General features: G+C 69.9%; 14 protein-coding genes. 6 read left to right on the top strand and 8 right to left on the bottom strand.

The window, feature by feature from the left end:
- Positions 1 to 120: 120 nt before the first annotated feature.
- From ACFXC1_RS16135 to ACFXC1_RS16125, 3 genes are read right to left on the bottom strand one after another with little or no spacing between them, the layout of a single operon-like run.
- Positions 121 to 1,254 (bottom strand): Mrp/NBP35 family ATP-binding protein, encoded by a 1,134-nt coding sequence (locus tag ACFXC1_RS16135; protein ID WP_381243088.1) that lies wholly within the window; start codon positions 1,252 to 1,254, stop codon positions 121 to 123.
- A gap of 42 nt (positions 1,255 to 1,296) precedes the next feature.
- Entirely contained in the window at positions 1,297 to 1,881 is a 585-nt protein-coding gene (locus ACFXC1_RS16130; protein ID WP_381243086.1) for a DUF1003 domain-containing protein, read from the bottom strand.
- Positions 1,871 to 3,172 carry a magnesium transporter MgtE N-terminal domain-containing protein gene (locus ACFXC1_RS16125; protein ID WP_381243084.1) on the bottom strand — a complete coding sequence of 434 codons (1,302 nt, stop codon included), beginning with the start codon at positions 3,170 to 3,172 and terminating at the stop codon, positions 1,871 to 1,873. Before ACFXC1_RS16125 ends, ACFXC1_RS16130 begins: the two co-directional genes overlap by 11 nt.
- Before the next feature lie 193 nt (positions 3,173 to 3,365).
- On the opposite strand from ACFXC1_RS16125, the gene ACFXC1_RS16120 reads away from it, so the two are divergent.
- Positions 3,366 to 4,082, top strand: coding sequence for a LolA-like protein (locus ACFXC1_RS16120; RefSeq protein WP_381243082.1), 717 nt, complete (start codon positions 3,366 to 3,368; stop codon positions 4,080 to 4,082).
- 6 nt (positions 4,083 to 4,088) lie between these two features.
- On the opposite strand, the gene ACFXC1_RS16115 is transcribed toward ACFXC1_RS16120, so the two are convergent.
- Both ACFXC1_RS16115 and ACFXC1_RS16110 read right to left on the bottom strand, forming a co-directional pair.
- The gene (locus ACFXC1_RS16115) at positions 4,089 to 4,604 is read right to left on the bottom strand and encodes a hypothetical protein (protein WP_381243080.1); all 516 of its coding nucleotides are present in this window, start codon (positions 4,602 to 4,604) and stop codon (positions 4,089 to 4,091) included.
- 23 nt (positions 4,605 to 4,627) lie between these two features.
- Positions 4,628 to 5,746, bottom strand: coding sequence for a magnesium and cobalt transport protein CorA (locus ACFXC1_RS16110; protein ID WP_381243078.1), 1,119 nt, complete (start codon positions 5,744 to 5,746; stop codon positions 4,628 to 4,630).
- A gap of 492 nt (positions 5,747 to 6,238) precedes the next feature.
- Here ACFXC1_RS16110 and ACFXC1_RS16105 point away from each other — a divergent pair, with 492 nt between their 5' ends.
- On the top strand, positions 6,239 to 6,835 hold the full coding sequence (locus tag ACFXC1_RS16105) for a suppressor of fused domain protein (RefSeq protein WP_381243076.1): 597 nt from the start codon (positions 6,239 to 6,241) through the stop codon (positions 6,833 to 6,835).
- 42 nt (positions 6,836 to 6,877) lie between these two features.
- Here the strand turns inward: ACFXC1_RS16105 and ACFXC1_RS16100 are convergent, their stop codons facing one another.
- On the bottom strand, positions 6,878 to 8,119 hold the full coding sequence (locus ACFXC1_RS16100; protein ID WP_381243075.1) for an MFS transporter: 1,242 nt from the start codon (positions 8,117 to 8,119) through the stop codon (positions 6,878 to 6,880).
- Positions 8,120 to 8,268: 149 nt separating this feature from the next.
- Between ACFXC1_RS16100 and ACFXC1_RS16095 the strand changes: the two genes are divergently transcribed.
- From ACFXC1_RS16095 to ACFXC1_RS16085, 3 genes are all read left to right on the top strand, one after another.
- A complete protein-coding gene (locus ACFXC1_RS16095) occupies positions 8,269 to 8,910 on the top strand; it encodes a DUF6758 family protein (protein ID WP_026179063.1) in 642 nt (213 codons plus the stop codon).
- 151 nt (positions 8,911 to 9,061) lie between these two features.
- Complete coding sequence (locus tag ACFXC1_RS16090; RefSeq protein ID WP_381243073.1) at positions 9,062 to 9,919, top strand: PHP domain-containing protein; 858 nt, start codon at positions 9,062 to 9,064, stop codon at positions 9,917 to 9,919.
- A gap of 54 nt (positions 9,920 to 9,973) precedes the next feature.
- Positions 9,974 to 10,579: a MarC family protein gene (locus tag ACFXC1_RS16085; protein WP_381243071.1), complete on the top strand. Its 606-nt coding sequence runs from the start codon at positions 9,974 to 9,976 to the stop codon at positions 10,577 to 10,579.
- A gap of 108 nt (positions 10,580 to 10,687) precedes the next feature.
- Here the strand turns inward: ACFXC1_RS16085 and ACFXC1_RS16080 are convergent, their stop codons facing one another.
- Entirely contained in the window at positions 10,688 to 10,840 is a 153-nt protein-coding gene (locus tag ACFXC1_RS16080; protein ID WP_019058373.1) for a hypothetical protein, read from the bottom strand.
- A 196-nt stretch (positions 10,841 to 11,036) separates the two neighbouring features.
- Here ACFXC1_RS16080 and ACFXC1_RS16075 point away from each other — a divergent pair, with 196 nt between their 5' ends.
- Positions 11,037 to 11,930: an NYN domain-containing protein gene (locus ACFXC1_RS16075; RefSeq protein ID WP_381243069.1), complete on the top strand. Its 894-nt coding sequence runs from the start codon at positions 11,037 to 11,039 to the stop codon at positions 11,928 to 11,930.
- Between the two features lie 4 nt (positions 11,931 to 11,934).
- On the opposite strand, the gene ACFXC1_RS16070 is transcribed toward ACFXC1_RS16075, so the two are convergent.
- Positions 11,935 to 12,813, bottom strand: a complete 879-nt coding sequence (locus ACFXC1_RS16070; protein WP_381243067.1) for an alpha/beta fold hydrolase — start codon at positions 12,811 to 12,813, stop codon at positions 11,935 to 11,937.
- Positions 12,814 to 12,909 lie beyond the last annotated feature (96 nt).

The raw sequence follows: 12,909 nt of genomic DNA, 5'->3' as shown, positions 1-12,909 counted from the left end.
GGGGGGGCAGCGCCGGGGTTTCCCCGGCAACAACGCCCCCCCCCCCAACCCCCCTGTCCCGCACCCGCGGTGGGGGCCCCCGGCGGGGGGCCCCCCCCCCCCATCGTCGTAGGAAGAGCTCTAGAACTTGTTCTTGGGCGTGATCCCGAGTGACAGTCCCGAAAGGCCCCGCTGCCGTCCCCCGAGCTTTCCTGCGATCGCTCGCAGCGCCGCGCCCGCCGGGGAGTCGGGGTCGCTCAGCACCACCGGCTTGCCCTCGTCGCCGCCCTCGCGGAGGCGGACGTCGATCGGGATGGAGCCCAGGACGGGGACCGAGGCGCCGGTCGTGCGGGTCAGGCCGTCCGCGACCGACTGGCCGCCGCCGGTGCCGAAGACGTCGACCATCTCGCCGCAGTGGGGGCAGGGCAGGCCCGCCATGTTCTCGACGACGCCGACGATCTTCTGGTGGGTCTGTACGGCGATGGAGCCGGCCCGCTCGGCGACCTCGGCCGCCGCCTGCTGAGGGGTCGTCACGACGAGGATCTCGGCGTTCGGGACGAGCTGGGCGACGGAGATCGCGATGTCGCCCGTGCCCGGCGGGAGGTCGAGAAGGAGGACGTCCAGGTCGCCCCAGTACACGTCCGCCAGGAACTGCTGGAGTGCGCGGTGGAGCATCGGGCCGCGCCACACGACCGGGGCGTTGCCCGGGGTGAACATGCCGATGGAGATGACCTTCACGCCGTGCGCCGACGGCGGCATGATCATGTTCTCGACCTGGGTGGGAGTGCCGTCGGCGCCCAGCATGCGCGGCACGGAGTGGCCGTAGATGTCGGCGTCGACGACCCCGACCTTGAGGCCGTCGGCCGCCATCGCCGCCGCGAGGTTGACCGTCACCGAGGACTTGCCGACGCCGCCCTTGCCGGAGGCGACCGCGTAGACGCGGGTGAGGGAGCCGGGCTGCGCGAAGGGGACCTCGCGCTCTGCCTTGCCACCGCGCAGGGCGGTCGCGAGTTCCTTGCGCTGCTCGTCGCTCATCACGTCGAGGGTCACGTCGACGCCGGTGACGCCGTCGAGCCGGGAGACCGCATCGGTCACGCGTTGCGTGATCGTCTCCCTCATCGGGCAGCCGGAGACCGTCAGGTACACGGTCACCGCGACCGCTCCGTCCGCTCCGATCTCCACCGACTTGACCATCCCCAGTTCGGTGATGGGTCGGTTGATCTCGGGGTCGTTCACCGTCGACAGCGCTTCGCGCACCGCGTCTTCCGTAGCCATGGGTCGATGGTACGGCGCCGACCGGGCCCTTCGGCCAGCCCCTCAGCGGTCGTCTGCGTCACGCACGGGAGACCGTTCTGCCGGGAATACGACATGCCCGCCGTGCCGTACGTCCAGTTCCTTGACCAGGTCCTGCAGCTCGGAGCGGATCCAGTCCCGGGTGGCCACCTCGCCGAGACCGATGCGCAGGGCGGCGATCTCGCGGGTGAGGTACTCGGTGTCGGCGATCGACCGCTCGTTCTGCTTGCGGTCCTGTTCGAGGTTGACCCGGTCGCGGTCGTCCTGCCGGTTCTGCGCGAGCAGGATCAGCGGGGCGGCGTAGGAGGCCTGGAGCGACAGCATCAGGGTGAGGAAGATGAACGGGTAGTTGTCGAAGCGCACATCGCGCGGGGCGAAGATGTTCCACAGCACCCACACGATGATGACGATCGTCATCCAGACGATGAACCGCCCGGTGCCCAGGAAGCGGGCGATCCGTTCCGACAGCCGTCCGAAGGCCTCCGGGTCGTACTCGGGCAGCAGCCGGCGCCGGGGCGGGCGGGGCTGGTCGAGCCGGGTCCGCGACCGGGTGGTGGCGGTCGCGCCCGCCGGTGTCCGCTCACGCGTGGTCTCGCGCTCAGGAGTCATGAGCCGCCACCTCCTCTGTTTCTGCCTCGTCCTCTTCCAGGTGGAATTCCGTCTCCCGCCAGTCCTCGGGAAGCATGTGGTCCAGTACGTCGTCCACGGTCACCGCGCCCAGCAGCGACCCGGTCTCGTCGACCACGGGCGCCGCGACCATGTCGTACGTCGCGAAGAACCCGGCGATGAGCTGCAACGAGGCGTCCGGGTCCAGGGGTTGGAGGTCGTCGTCGATGATCGCGCTGACCAGGGTGTACGGCGGGTCGCGCAGCAGCCGCTGGAAGTGGACCGTGCCGAGGTACTTGCCGGTGGGGGTGTCGTCGGGCGGGCGGCAGACGTAGACCTGGGCGGCGAGCGCGGGGGAGAGGTCGGCGTTGCGGACCCGGGCGAGCGCGTCGGCAACGGTCGCGTCCGGTCGTAGAACGATCGGCTCGGTCGTCATGAGGCCGCCCGCGGTGTGCTCCTCGTACGACATCAGGCGGCGTACGTCGGCGGCCTCGGAGGGCTCCATCAGGTTCAGCAGCCGCTCCTGGTCCTCCTCCGGCAGCTCGCCGAGCAGGTCGGCCGCGTCGTCCGGGTCCATGGCCTCCAGGACGTCCGCCGCGCGCTCCTCCTTCAGCTTGCCGAGGATCTCGATCTGGTCGTCCTCCGGGAGCTCTTCGAGGACGTCGGCGAGACGGTCGTCGTCGAGGGCGGCGGCGACCTCGGCACGGCGCTTGGGGGAGAGATGGTGCAGAACGTTGGCGAGGTCGGCGGGGCGCAGCTGCTCGAAGGTGGCCAGGAGGCTCTCCGCGCCCTGTCCCTGCTCCTCCAGGGAGAAACCGGTGACGGCGGACCACTCCACGGTCAGCGTCTCGCCCTTGGCCCTTCTGAAGGCTCCGCCGGGCCTGCCCTTGCGCACGAAGACGCGGTCGATCTCCCAGTCCCGGCGGGCGGGCAGCTGCTGCACCGCCAGGTCGAGGACGGTGACCTCCTCGCCGGTCTCGACGAGGGTGACGCGCCGGTCGAGGAGTTCGCCGAACACCAGCCGCTCGGTGGGCCGTTGCTCGAAGCGGCGGACGTTGAGCACGCCGGTGGTGACGACCTGCCCGGACTCGATGCCGGTGACCCGGGTCATGGGGAGGAAGATGCGGCGCCGGGTGGAGAGTTCGACGACCAGGCCGAGCAGGCGCGGGGGCCGCTGGCCGACGCGGAGCATGACGACGAGATCGCGGACGCGGCCCACCTGGTCGCCGTTGGGATCGAAGACGGCGACACCGGAGAGGTGCGAGACGAAGACCCTGGGGGCGCCTCCTGCCATGGCCGCACCTCCCTTTCTCTTTTCCTGGTTTCCGGATGTTCCGATTTGCCCGCTCGGACGGGCTTCAGGCTAGCCCGTCCGTATGCGATCCGCGCAGGTGGGCGGTCCGGACGGACTGGCTCCGACGGCGCCCGGCGACCCCGGTACGCTGCCGTACGCCAGCGCCGCCCGCCGCACGAAAGGCCCCCCACCTGTGACTGCGATTCCCCCGGTCCGAAACCGTCGTGCGGCGCTGCTCGGCGCGGTCTGCGTGCTGGCTCTGGCGGGCTGCAGCGAGGATCCGGACGCGGGGACGAACGGGGTCGGCAAGCTGGCCGCCGACAAGATCCAGTCGAAGTCGGTGACGGCCGCGGGCGCCGCCGACGCGGTACGGCTGTCCGGGACCGTCGTCACCAGCGGGCGGACGTACCGGCTCGACATGCGGCTGAAGTCCGACGGCGGCACCGGCTCGGTCACCTCGAAGGGGTCGACCTTCGGGCTGCTGCGGGTCGGCGAGCAGCTGTACCTGAAGGCCGACGCGCACTTCTGGAACAGCAACGGCGGCTCGGGCGCCGGCGACTCGCTGCGCGGCAAGTACGTGAAGGTGCCGCAGGACGACCCCTCGTACAAGAAGTTCAGTGGTTTCACGGACAAGGACGTCCTCCTCTCCAGTCTGCTGACCCTGCACGGTTCGCTCGCGACGGACGGACACCACGACCAGAACGGCGTCCGCACGATCCGTATCACCGGCGACGACGGTTCCGGCGGCACCCTCGATGTCTCTCTCGAGGGCAAGCCGTATCCGCTCCGGCTGGTCCGCGCGGGCGGCGCGGGCACCCTGACCTTCTCGGACTGGGGCAAGAGCTTCGCCGTGACGGAACCCGCGGACGACGACACTGTCGACTACGGCAAGCAACTGCCGTCTTCCTAGCGGTGGTTACCGCCGTTTGCGTTTCTTCAGCAGCAGGCGCGGCAGCGCGGCCGGGGCCGGCCGGCGGGTCGTCGCGGGCGAGGGCAGCGGAGGTTCCGCCAGCGAACCCTGCGGCAACTCGCCCGTGGCGCCCGTCGGTTCGAGCCGCAGCACCCGGCACTCGCGCGCCCAGCGCTCCGTCATCGCCTCGCCGTCGGGCGCGTTGAGCCGCTTGCCCTTCAGCTCGCCGACGGCCGCGGTCCAGGCCTCGGAGCCCGGCGCCAGTTCCACGACCTTCGCCGTCCAGACCACCAGCCGGCCGCCCTTGTCCTTGCTGCGGACCGTGACCTCGGCGGCACCGCCGTCGGTCAGCCCCGGCAGCGGCTGCTCGCCCGGACCGTCGCCGACCAGACAGGCCGCGCCCTCGTGCCAGACGTGCCACAGGGCACGGGCCGGGACGCCGGGACCGCTGACCCAGACGAGGCCGGACTTCTTCGTGGCCTCCTCGACGAGGGCCTGGTCGAGCAGCTCGCTGCTAGTCATGGCGCCCAGCCTATCCAGGCCGCTCACAGCCAGCCGTTGCGCTTCAGCGTGCGGTGGATCGTCAGACAGACGGTCACGGTGAAGGTGAGCACCAGCGGATAGCCGTACTTCCAGTGCAGCTCCGGCATGTTGTCGAAGTTCATGCCGTACACGCCCGTCACCATCGTCGGTACGGCGATGATCGCGGCCCAGGCGGTGATCTTCCGCATGTCCTCGTTCTGCGCGACGGAGGCCTGCGCGAGGTTGGCCTGGAGGATCGAGTTCAGCAGCTCGTCGAAGCCGATGACCTGCTCCTGGACCCGGGCGAGGTGGTCGGCGACATCGCGGAAGTACTTCTGGATGTCGGGGTCGATCAGCCGCATCGGCCGCTCGCTCAGCAACTGCATGGGACGCAGCAGCGGTGACACCGCGCGCTTGAACTCCAGTACCTCGCGCTTGAGTTGGTAGATCCGCGCCGAGTCGACACCGCGCGAGACCCCGCCCCTGCGGCCCGGCGTGAACACCTCGGTCTCGACCTCGTCGATGTCGTCCTGCACCGCGTCCGCGACCGCGACATAGCCGTCGACGACGTGGTCGGCGATCGCGTGCAGCACCGCGGAGGGGCCGCGCGCGAGCAGCTCGGGGTCGTCCTGGAGGCGGTGCCGCAGCGCCCGCAACGAGCCCTGCCCGCCGTGCCGCACGGTGATGAAGAAGTCCCGTCCGGTGAAGCACATGACCTCGCCGGTCTCAACCACCTCGCTGTTGGCGGTGAGTTGGTCGTGCTCGACGTAGTGGATGGTCTTGAACACGGTGAACAGGGAGTCGTCGTAGCGCTCCAGCTTGGGGCGCTGGTGGGCCTGTACGGCGTCCTCGACGGCGAGCGGGTGGAGTCCGAACTCCCCGGCGATACCGGCGAATTCGGCCTCGGTCGGCTCGTGCAGTCCGATCCACACGAAGCCGCCGTCCCGCCGCACCTGGCGCATCGCCTCGTGCGGGGTGAGCGGCTTGCCGGTGTCGACGCGGGCACCGTCGCGGTAGACGGCGCAGTCGACGACGGCCGACGGGGTACCGGGGTCACGCGTGGTGTCGTACGCGCCGCCGTCCTTGCGCAGGGCGGGGCGGGACGGGCGGACCACGGCACGCAGGTCGCGGATCATCGACATGGCGGGCTCCTTCGCGACGAGCAACGAAAGGCGCCAACGACGGTTGGAACTGCCCGGAATGGGGACGTCCTGTGTGCGGATGTTTGGCGCGTCCACAAAGCGGGGAGCACCGCACCGTCGCGGTGGCGAGTTTCGCTACTGATACAGGCACTGACTTCGGAACAGACAGATCGAACAGATCAGGCAGATCAGGAAAAGGAAACGAAGTGCTCTTCCGCGACAGTGAAGAAGTGCGAGCGGCGGCAGCCGGCTGGAGGGGCTAGAGCCAGAGCGACGACATCAGCGGCCGGAAGAGCGGGTGGTACTGCCAGGTCGACTTCGGTCCATTGCAGCCCCACCTCCTCCGGCCGGTCCCCCGTAGGGGAGTCTCAACGGCGTCGGACTTGAACGCGACGCTTCTGCGTGCTGCCCGAACGACCGGCCCAGACTATCAGCAGGCCGAAGTGTCAAGGCGCTGCTTTGCCCGGTACTGACGAGTTCTATGCTCCCCGCATGGTTGATGTTCTTGCTCTGGTCGAGGCACGGTTGCGCACCGCGCTGGGCGAACCGGACGCGCGCGCGGCGGTCACCTTCCTGGGCACGGACCGCGTCGAGGTACTGCGTTTCCAGGACACCGGCCAGGAGGGCGGCATCGTCCGCTACGCCACGCTCGGCATGTCCGCACAGCCCATGAGCGACCCCACGGCGATGCACGCCGACCCGGTCGCGGGCCCCCGCGCCGAGCTGGTCCTGTCGGTACGCGGCGGCCTCGCCGACACCGACAAGGTGCTCCGCCCGCTCGCCGTGCTCGCCGCGTCCCCGCAGGTGGAGGGCGTGGTAGTGGCTCCCGGCGCCTCGCTGGACGTGGGCGAGCCGCTGTGGCCCGGCGCCCCCTTCACCTCGGTACTGGTCGCCGAACCGGGCGGCCTGGTCGAGGACCTGGACCTCGACGCGCCCCTCGACCCGGTCCGCTTCCTTCCCCTGCTCCCGATGACACCGAACGAGGCCGCCTGGAAACGCGTCCACGGCGCCCAGGCCCTCCAGGAGCGCTGGCTGACGAACGGGACGGACCTCCGGGATCCGTCCCGCAGGTCCGTCCCGCTGGAGTGACCGGCCGAGTGACCGATCTCACCAACGCCCGGCCGGAATCCGTCAGTTGGCGAACACCGCGACACCGTCCTCGGTCGCGTGCCTCGGCTCCAACTCCTCCGCCTCGTGTGTGAGCGCGTTCCGTCGTACGACGACCACCAGCGCGCCCAGCGCCGCGGTGACCGCCGCGACCACGAACGGGATGTGGATGTTGCTCCAGCCCTCGATCTTCGGTGCGAAGAACGGCGCGGCGGCCGCGGCGAACCAGCGGACGAAGTTGTAGCCCGCGCTCGCCACCGGGCGCGGCGCGTCCGACACGCCGAGGGCCAGCTCGGTGTAGACGGTGTTGTTCACGCCGATGAAGGCGCCGGACAGGATCGTGCAGACGACGGCGGTGGTGTGGCTGCCGTAGCCGAGGACGAGCACGTCGACGGCGAGCAGGACGAGTGAGCCGCCGAGCACCTTGAGCGAGCCGAAGCGGGACTGCAGTCGCGGGGCGACGAAGACCGAGAAGACGGCGAGCAGCACACCCCAGGCGAAGAACACGGCACCCGACTTGTAGGGGGTCATGTTCAGCACGAACGGGGTGAAGGCCAGCACGGTGAAGAACGTGTAGTTGTAGAAGAAGGACGAGATCGCGGCGGAGGCGAGTCCTCCGTGGCCGAGCGCCTTGAGCGGGTCCAGCAGTGAGGTCTTGCGGGCGGGCTTCGGCTGTTCCTTCAGGAACGCCGTGATGCACAGGAAGCCGATCGCCATCAGGAACGCGGTGCCGAAGAAGGGGTAGCGCCAGCTCTGGTTGCCCAGCAGGGCGCCGACCAGCGGGCCGCAGGCCATGCCGAGGCCCAGGGCCGACTCGTAGAGCAGGATCGCGGCGGCGCTGCCGCCGGCCGCCGCGCCGACGATGACCGCGAGGGCCGTCGAGACGAACAGCGCGTTGCCGAGGCCCCAGCCGGCCCGGAAGCCGACGAGTTCGCCGACCGAGCCCGAGGTGCCGGCGAGGCCGGCGAAGACCACGACCAGGGCGAGGCCGAGCAGCAGGGTCTTCTTGCCGCCGATGCGGCTGGAGACGAAGCCGGTCACCAGCATCGCGATGGCGGTGATCAGGAAGTACGAGGTGAAGAGCAGGGAGACCTGACCGGCGGTGGCGTCCAGGCCCTTGGCTATCGACGGCAGGATCGGGTCGACGAGCCCGATGCCCATGAAGGCGACGACCGAGGCGCCGGCGGTGGCCCACACGGCCTTCGGCTGCCGCAGCAGGCTGCCGGCGCCGGCTCCCTCGTCGAAGGGGTCGTCCATCCCGTCCATGCTTCCTCCCAAGTAGTTGGTGTATGCAACATAGTAAGTTAGGCAAGGTAATAAATGCAAGATGCATCTAGTTTCGTTCCGTGAGTGGCCCCGTCCGGACGGGTGATCGTCCTTGACGTGCGGGTGCGAGGGTAGGACCGTGGGGCCCTATGAGGGGCGAACCCAGTTGCCCGAAGTGTGGTGGCCGGGTCAGGGCTCCCGGACTCTTCGCCGATTCCTGGCAGTGCGATGTCCACGGCACGGTGCATCCGGTGCAGCCCGTGATCCCGCCCAGCGTCGAGGCCCTCAGCGTCGTCGTGCACCGCACGCAGGTACCCGTGTGGATGCCGTGGCCGCTGCCGGTCGGCTGGCTGTTCACGGGCGTGGCGTGCGCGGGGGACGACCGGAGCGGGGGTCGCGCGACGGCTGTCGCGTGCTCGGGCCCCGGGCCGCTCGGTGGGATGGGTGAGCTGATCCTTGTCGCGGAGGAGCTCGGTGTCGGGCTCGGGGCGCGGTACGCCGGGATCGACGGGCCGGATCCGGGGCCGTACATGAGCGTCGAGAAGCCGCCGCAGGCGAAGCTGCTCGCGGCCGGGCGGCCTACGCCGTTGTGGCATGTGGCTACGGCGCCGGATGATCGGGCCGTTTTCGCCGGTGAGGCGTTGGGGTTGTGGCTGTGGGCGGTTGTCTGGCCGGAGCAGTCGGGGTTGTTGATGTACGACGAGTTGGTGCTTACGGATTTGCGGGATGCGGGGGCGGAGGTGGACTTGGTGCCGTGTGGCGCTTTGTCGCCGCGGTTGTTGGAGCCGTAGTGGTTCGGTTTGTTGGTCGGTGCGGGTGAGTGGGGGCTTGTGGCGCAGTTCCCCGCCCCTGAGGTGAGTGCGCCTCAGCTGTGTTCATAGAGGTCCCGGGGATGCCGTTACCCTTGTGTGGTCCCGTCCTGCCAGCGCCTGGAGTCTCGTCGTGCGTATTGACCTGCACACCCACTCCACGGCCTCCGACGGTACGGACTCGCCCGCTGAGCTGGTGCGGAATGCCGCCGCTGCCGGGCTGGACGTCGTCGGGCTGACCGATCACGACACCAGCCGTGGGTACGGCGAGGCGATCGACGCGCTGCCTGCCGGGCTCACGCTGGTCACCGGGGCCGAGATGTCCTGTCGGGTCGACGGGATCTCGATGCACATGCTGGCCTATCTCTTCGATCCCGAGGAGCCGGCGCTGCTCGCCGAGCGGGAGCTGGTGCGGGACGACCGGGTGCCGCGGGCCCGGGCCATGGTGGAGCGGCTCCAGGGGCTGGGTGTGCCGGTGACCTGGGAGCAGGTCGCGCGGATCGCCGGCGAGGGGTCGGTCGGGCGGCCGCATGTCGCCACCGCGCTGGTCGAGCTGGGTGTCGTACCGACCGTGAACGACGCCTTCACCGCGGACTGGCTGGGCGACGGCGGCCGGGCCCATGTGGCGAAGCACGAGACCGATCCGTTCGAGGCGATCCGGCTGGTCAAGGGCGCGGGGGGCGTGACCGTGTTCGCGCACCCGGGGGCCAGCAAGCGCGGGCGTACCGTGCCCGAGTCCGCCATCGCCGAGATGGCCGCGGCCGGGCTCGACGGCATCGAGGTCGACCACATGGACCACGACGCCGAGACACGGGTGCGGCTGCGCGGGCTCGCGAAGGAACTCGGGCTGCTCGTCACCGGGTCCAGCGACTACCACGGCAGCCGCAAGTCCGTGCAGCTCGGTGAGTACACGACCGATCCCGAGGTCTACGGCGAGATCACGCGGCGCGCGACCGGCGCGTTCCCGGTGCCGGGAGCCGGCGGAGCCTGACCCCGCCCGCGTCCTCCCCGCTCACCTCTCTTCTGCAAGGCTCGTGGCTCACCCATGTTCGACGTCGCCGTCTTCGGCTCTCTCTTCCTGACCCTTTTTGTCATCATGGATCCCCCGGGGATCACCCCGATCTTTCTCGCGCTGACCGCCGGACGTCCGGCCAAGGTGCAGAGGCGGATGGCCTTCCAGGCCGTGTGTGTCGCGGGCGGGGTCATCACCGTCTTCGGGCTGCTCGGGCACCAGATCCTCGACTATCTGCATGTCTCCGTGCCCGCGCTGATGATCGCCGGCGGGCTGCTGCTCCTGCTGATCGCGCTCGACCTGCTCACCGGCAAGACCGACGAGCCGAAGCAGACCAAGGACGTCAACGTCGCCCTCGTACCGCTGGGCATGCCGCTGCTCGCCGGGCCCGGTGCGATCGTGTCCGTCATCCTCGCCGTGCAGAAGGCCGACAGCGTGGCCACGCAGGTGTCGGTGTGGGCGGCGATCCTCGCCATCCATGCCGTGTTGTGGGTGGTGATGCGGTATTCGCTGCTGATCATCCGGGTCATCAAGGACGGCGGGGTGGTACTGGTGACGCGGCTCGCCGGGATGATGCTGTCCGCGATCGCCGTGCAGCAGATCATCAACGGGATCACCCAGGTCGTCCGGGCGGGCTGAGGCCCGGGAGCCCGGGAACGCAGAACCCCCGTACGGCGTCGGTGCCGTACGGGGGTGCTGAAGTGTGGTCGCGAGCCGTCTTCGGTGCGCGGGCAGATGTCGTAGGTGTTACGAGGCTTTGGTCTCGGCGGGGCGGATCCACAGTCGCTGTCCTATGGCGGCGGCCTGTTGCACGATCCGATTGACGGAGGCGGCGTCCACGACGGTGCTGTCCACGGTGGTGCCGTCGACCTCGTCAAGGCGCATGATTTCGAAGCGCATTGGCTTCTCCCTTCGTCTGGTCATCCTCCTGAGGAGAACTACTTGGGTACTGATGTAGTCAACGGGATGCGTGTTACAAACATTCCCTACGCTAAGGAAATTTTTCGAACGCCTAATTACTGACCGGTAAGAGATCGGCACGAGACTGACCGGGACCGGTTGTGTTCGCAGCGTGACCGCCGGGACAATGGAGGCGATGAACGACGACCTCGCGGCCCTCAGCGCCCGCATCGACCGCACGAACGAGCTGCTGCATCGCATGCTCGCCGAAGTGGCGAAGACGCCCTCGACGCATGCGATCTTCGTCGACGCCGGGTACTTGTATGCAGCCGCGGGCAGGCTCGTCTCCGGGACCGAGGACCGGCGCACCTTCGACCTCGACACCGAGGGCCTCATCGAGGCGCTCATCGACAAGGCCCGCACGATCTTCGCGGACAGCCGGCTGCTGCGTGTGTACTGGTACGACGGCGCCAGGCGGCGCATCCACACCGCCGAGCAGCAGGCCATCGCCGAACTCCCGGACGTGAAGGTGCGGTTGGGCAATCTCAACGCCAACAACCAGCAGAAGGGCGTCGATTCACTCATCCGCTCCGACCTGGAGTCCCTCGCCCGGCACCGCGCCATCAGCGACGCGGCCCTCATCGGCGGCGACGAGGACCTGGTCTCGGCGGTCGAGGCGGCCCAAGGGTACGGCGCCCGCGTCCACTTGTGGGGCATCGAGGCCCCCGAGGGCCGCAACCAGGCCGAGCCGCTCCTCTGGGAGGTCGACAGCCAGCGCACCTTCGACCTCGACTTCTTCAAGCCGTACGTCTCCCGGCGCACGGCCGCCGTCTACGAGGCCGCCGCCACCCGGCCCACCCGCGACGACGTCCGCTTCGTGGGCGCGCAGATCGCCGCGAAGTGGCTCGCCGCACGCGGACGGGAGGCGCTGGTTGAACTGCTGCCCGGGCATCCGTACCTGCCCGGTTCGGTCGACCAGGACCTGCTGGTGGAGGCGGAGGGGCTGCTGCAGTACTCCCTGCGCGGGCAGTCCGACCTGCGGCGGTCGCTGCGGGACGGCTTCTGGGAGCACCTGCAGACGCAGTACTGATCGCCTACCGGACAGCCGTGTCCCAGAAGTCGGCGATCGCCCTGGCCGTCGCCTCCGGCTGGTCCGTGTTCGGCGAGTGCTCGGCCCGCGCGACGACCGTCCGCCGCGCCTTCAGCCGTACGGCCATGTCGTCGAGGAGCGGTACCGGCCAGGTGTCGTCGCGTGAACCCGACAGGACGTGGAACGGCAGCGGGACGGCGGCCAGTTCGGCGACCCGGTCCGGCTCGACGCACAACTGGCGTCCCGTGGCGAGGAGTTGGGCCGGCTTCGTGCCCAGCCAACGGCGCCGCAGGTCTTCCCGGTCGTCGAGCCCCTCGTCCAGCGCGCCGCCGGTCTCGGTCTCCTCCGGCGTCTCCATCGCCTGGATCGCGTCCCACACCTCGGCCATCGACATCACGGCCAGCGCGTCCCGCAACAGCTTCACCCGCTCCTGCTGGGACGCGGAGATCTGCGCGGGCCCCGACGCCATGAGCGTCAGCGACACGAACGGCGTGTGGTCCAGGAGTACGGCGGCCCGCGCGATCTGCCCGCCGAGTGAGTGCCCGAGCAGATGCACCGGCGCGCCGACCGCCTCGGCCAGCGCGAGCACGTCCCGCGCCAACTCGCCCTGGGCATAGGCGGATTCGTCGTCCTGCGGCCCGTCCGTCTCGTACTGGCCCCGCCCGTCCACGGCGACCGTCCGAAACCCGCGCGCGCCGAGCGCCACATGCAGGGGGTTGAAGTCCTCCTTGCTCCCGGTGAATCCCGGCAGCAACAGGGCGACCCCCCCGGGCTCGACGCCGTCGGCCACGGGCGAGTCCACGACGGCGAACTCACCGCGACCGGTTCGCAGCGGGTACGCGCGGGCGCCGGGGGGCGGGACGAAGGAGGGCGGCCTACTCATGGCCCGAGGTTATCCGGCCGAGCTGGGCGGGATGGGGACGGGAGGGTGTAACCGGGGTTAACGGGGGAGCGGGAGCGGCGAGCGGAGGGGAACGCC

It is taken from the genome of Streptomyces hokutonensis (assembly GCF_042751305.1).
GTDB classification, from domain to species: domain Bacteria; phylum Actinomycetota; class Actinomycetes; order Streptomycetales; family Streptomycetaceae; genus Streptomyces; species Streptomyces hokutonensis_A.
This window is presented reverse-complemented; position numbering and strand designations above follow the sequence as displayed.

Excerpts from the sequence above, each read along its gene's own strand:
- ACFXC1_RS16100 (WP_381243075.1), bottom strand. The coding sequence starts at position 8,119 with ATGGACGGGATGGACGACCCCTTCGACGAGGGAGCCGGCGCCGGCAGC.
- ACFXC1_RS16105 (WP_381243076.1), top strand. The coding sequence starts at position 6,239 with ATGGTTGATGTTCTTGCTCTGGTCGAGGCACGGTTGCGCACCGCGCTG.
- ACFXC1_RS16080 (WP_019058373.1), bottom strand. The coding sequence starts at position 10,840 with ATGCGCTTCGAAATCATGCGCCTTGACGAGGTCGACGGCACCACCGTG.
- ACFXC1_RS16130 (WP_381243086.1), bottom strand. The coding sequence starts at position 1,881 with ATGACTCCTGAGCGCGAGACCACGCGTGAGCGGACACCGGCGGGCGCG.
- ACFXC1_RS16085 (WP_381243071.1), top strand. The coding sequence starts at position 9,974 with ATGTTCGACGTCGCCGTCTTCGGCTCTCTCTTCCTGACCCTTTTTGTC.
- ACFXC1_RS16110 (WP_381243078.1), bottom strand. The coding sequence starts at position 5,746 with ATGTCGATGATCCGCGACCTGCGTGCCGTGGTCCGCCCGTCCCGCCCC.
- ACFXC1_RS16070 (WP_381243067.1), bottom strand. The coding sequence starts at position 12,813 with ATGAGTAGGCCGCCCTCCTTCGTCCCGCCCCCCGGCGCCCGCGCGTAC.
- ACFXC1_RS16115 (WP_381243080.1), bottom strand. The coding sequence starts at position 4,604 with ATGACTAGCAGCGAGCTGCTCGACCAGGCCCTCGTCGAGGAGGCCACG.
- ACFXC1_RS16095 (WP_026179063.1), top strand. The coding sequence starts at position 8,269 with ATGAGGGGCGAACCCAGTTGCCCGAAGTGTGGTGGCCGGGTCAGGGCT.
- ACFXC1_RS16125 (WP_381243084.1), bottom strand. The coding sequence starts at position 3,172 with ATGGCAGGAGGCGCCCCCAGGGTCTTCGTCTCGCACCTCTCCGGTGTC.
- ACFXC1_RS16135 (WP_381243088.1), bottom strand. The coding sequence starts at position 1,254 with ATGGCTACGGAAGACGCGGTGCGCGAAGCGCTGTCGACGGTGAACGAC.
- ACFXC1_RS16075 (WP_381243069.1), top strand. The coding sequence starts at position 11,037 with ATGAACGACGACCTCGCGGCCCTCAGCGCCCGCATCGACCGCACGAAC.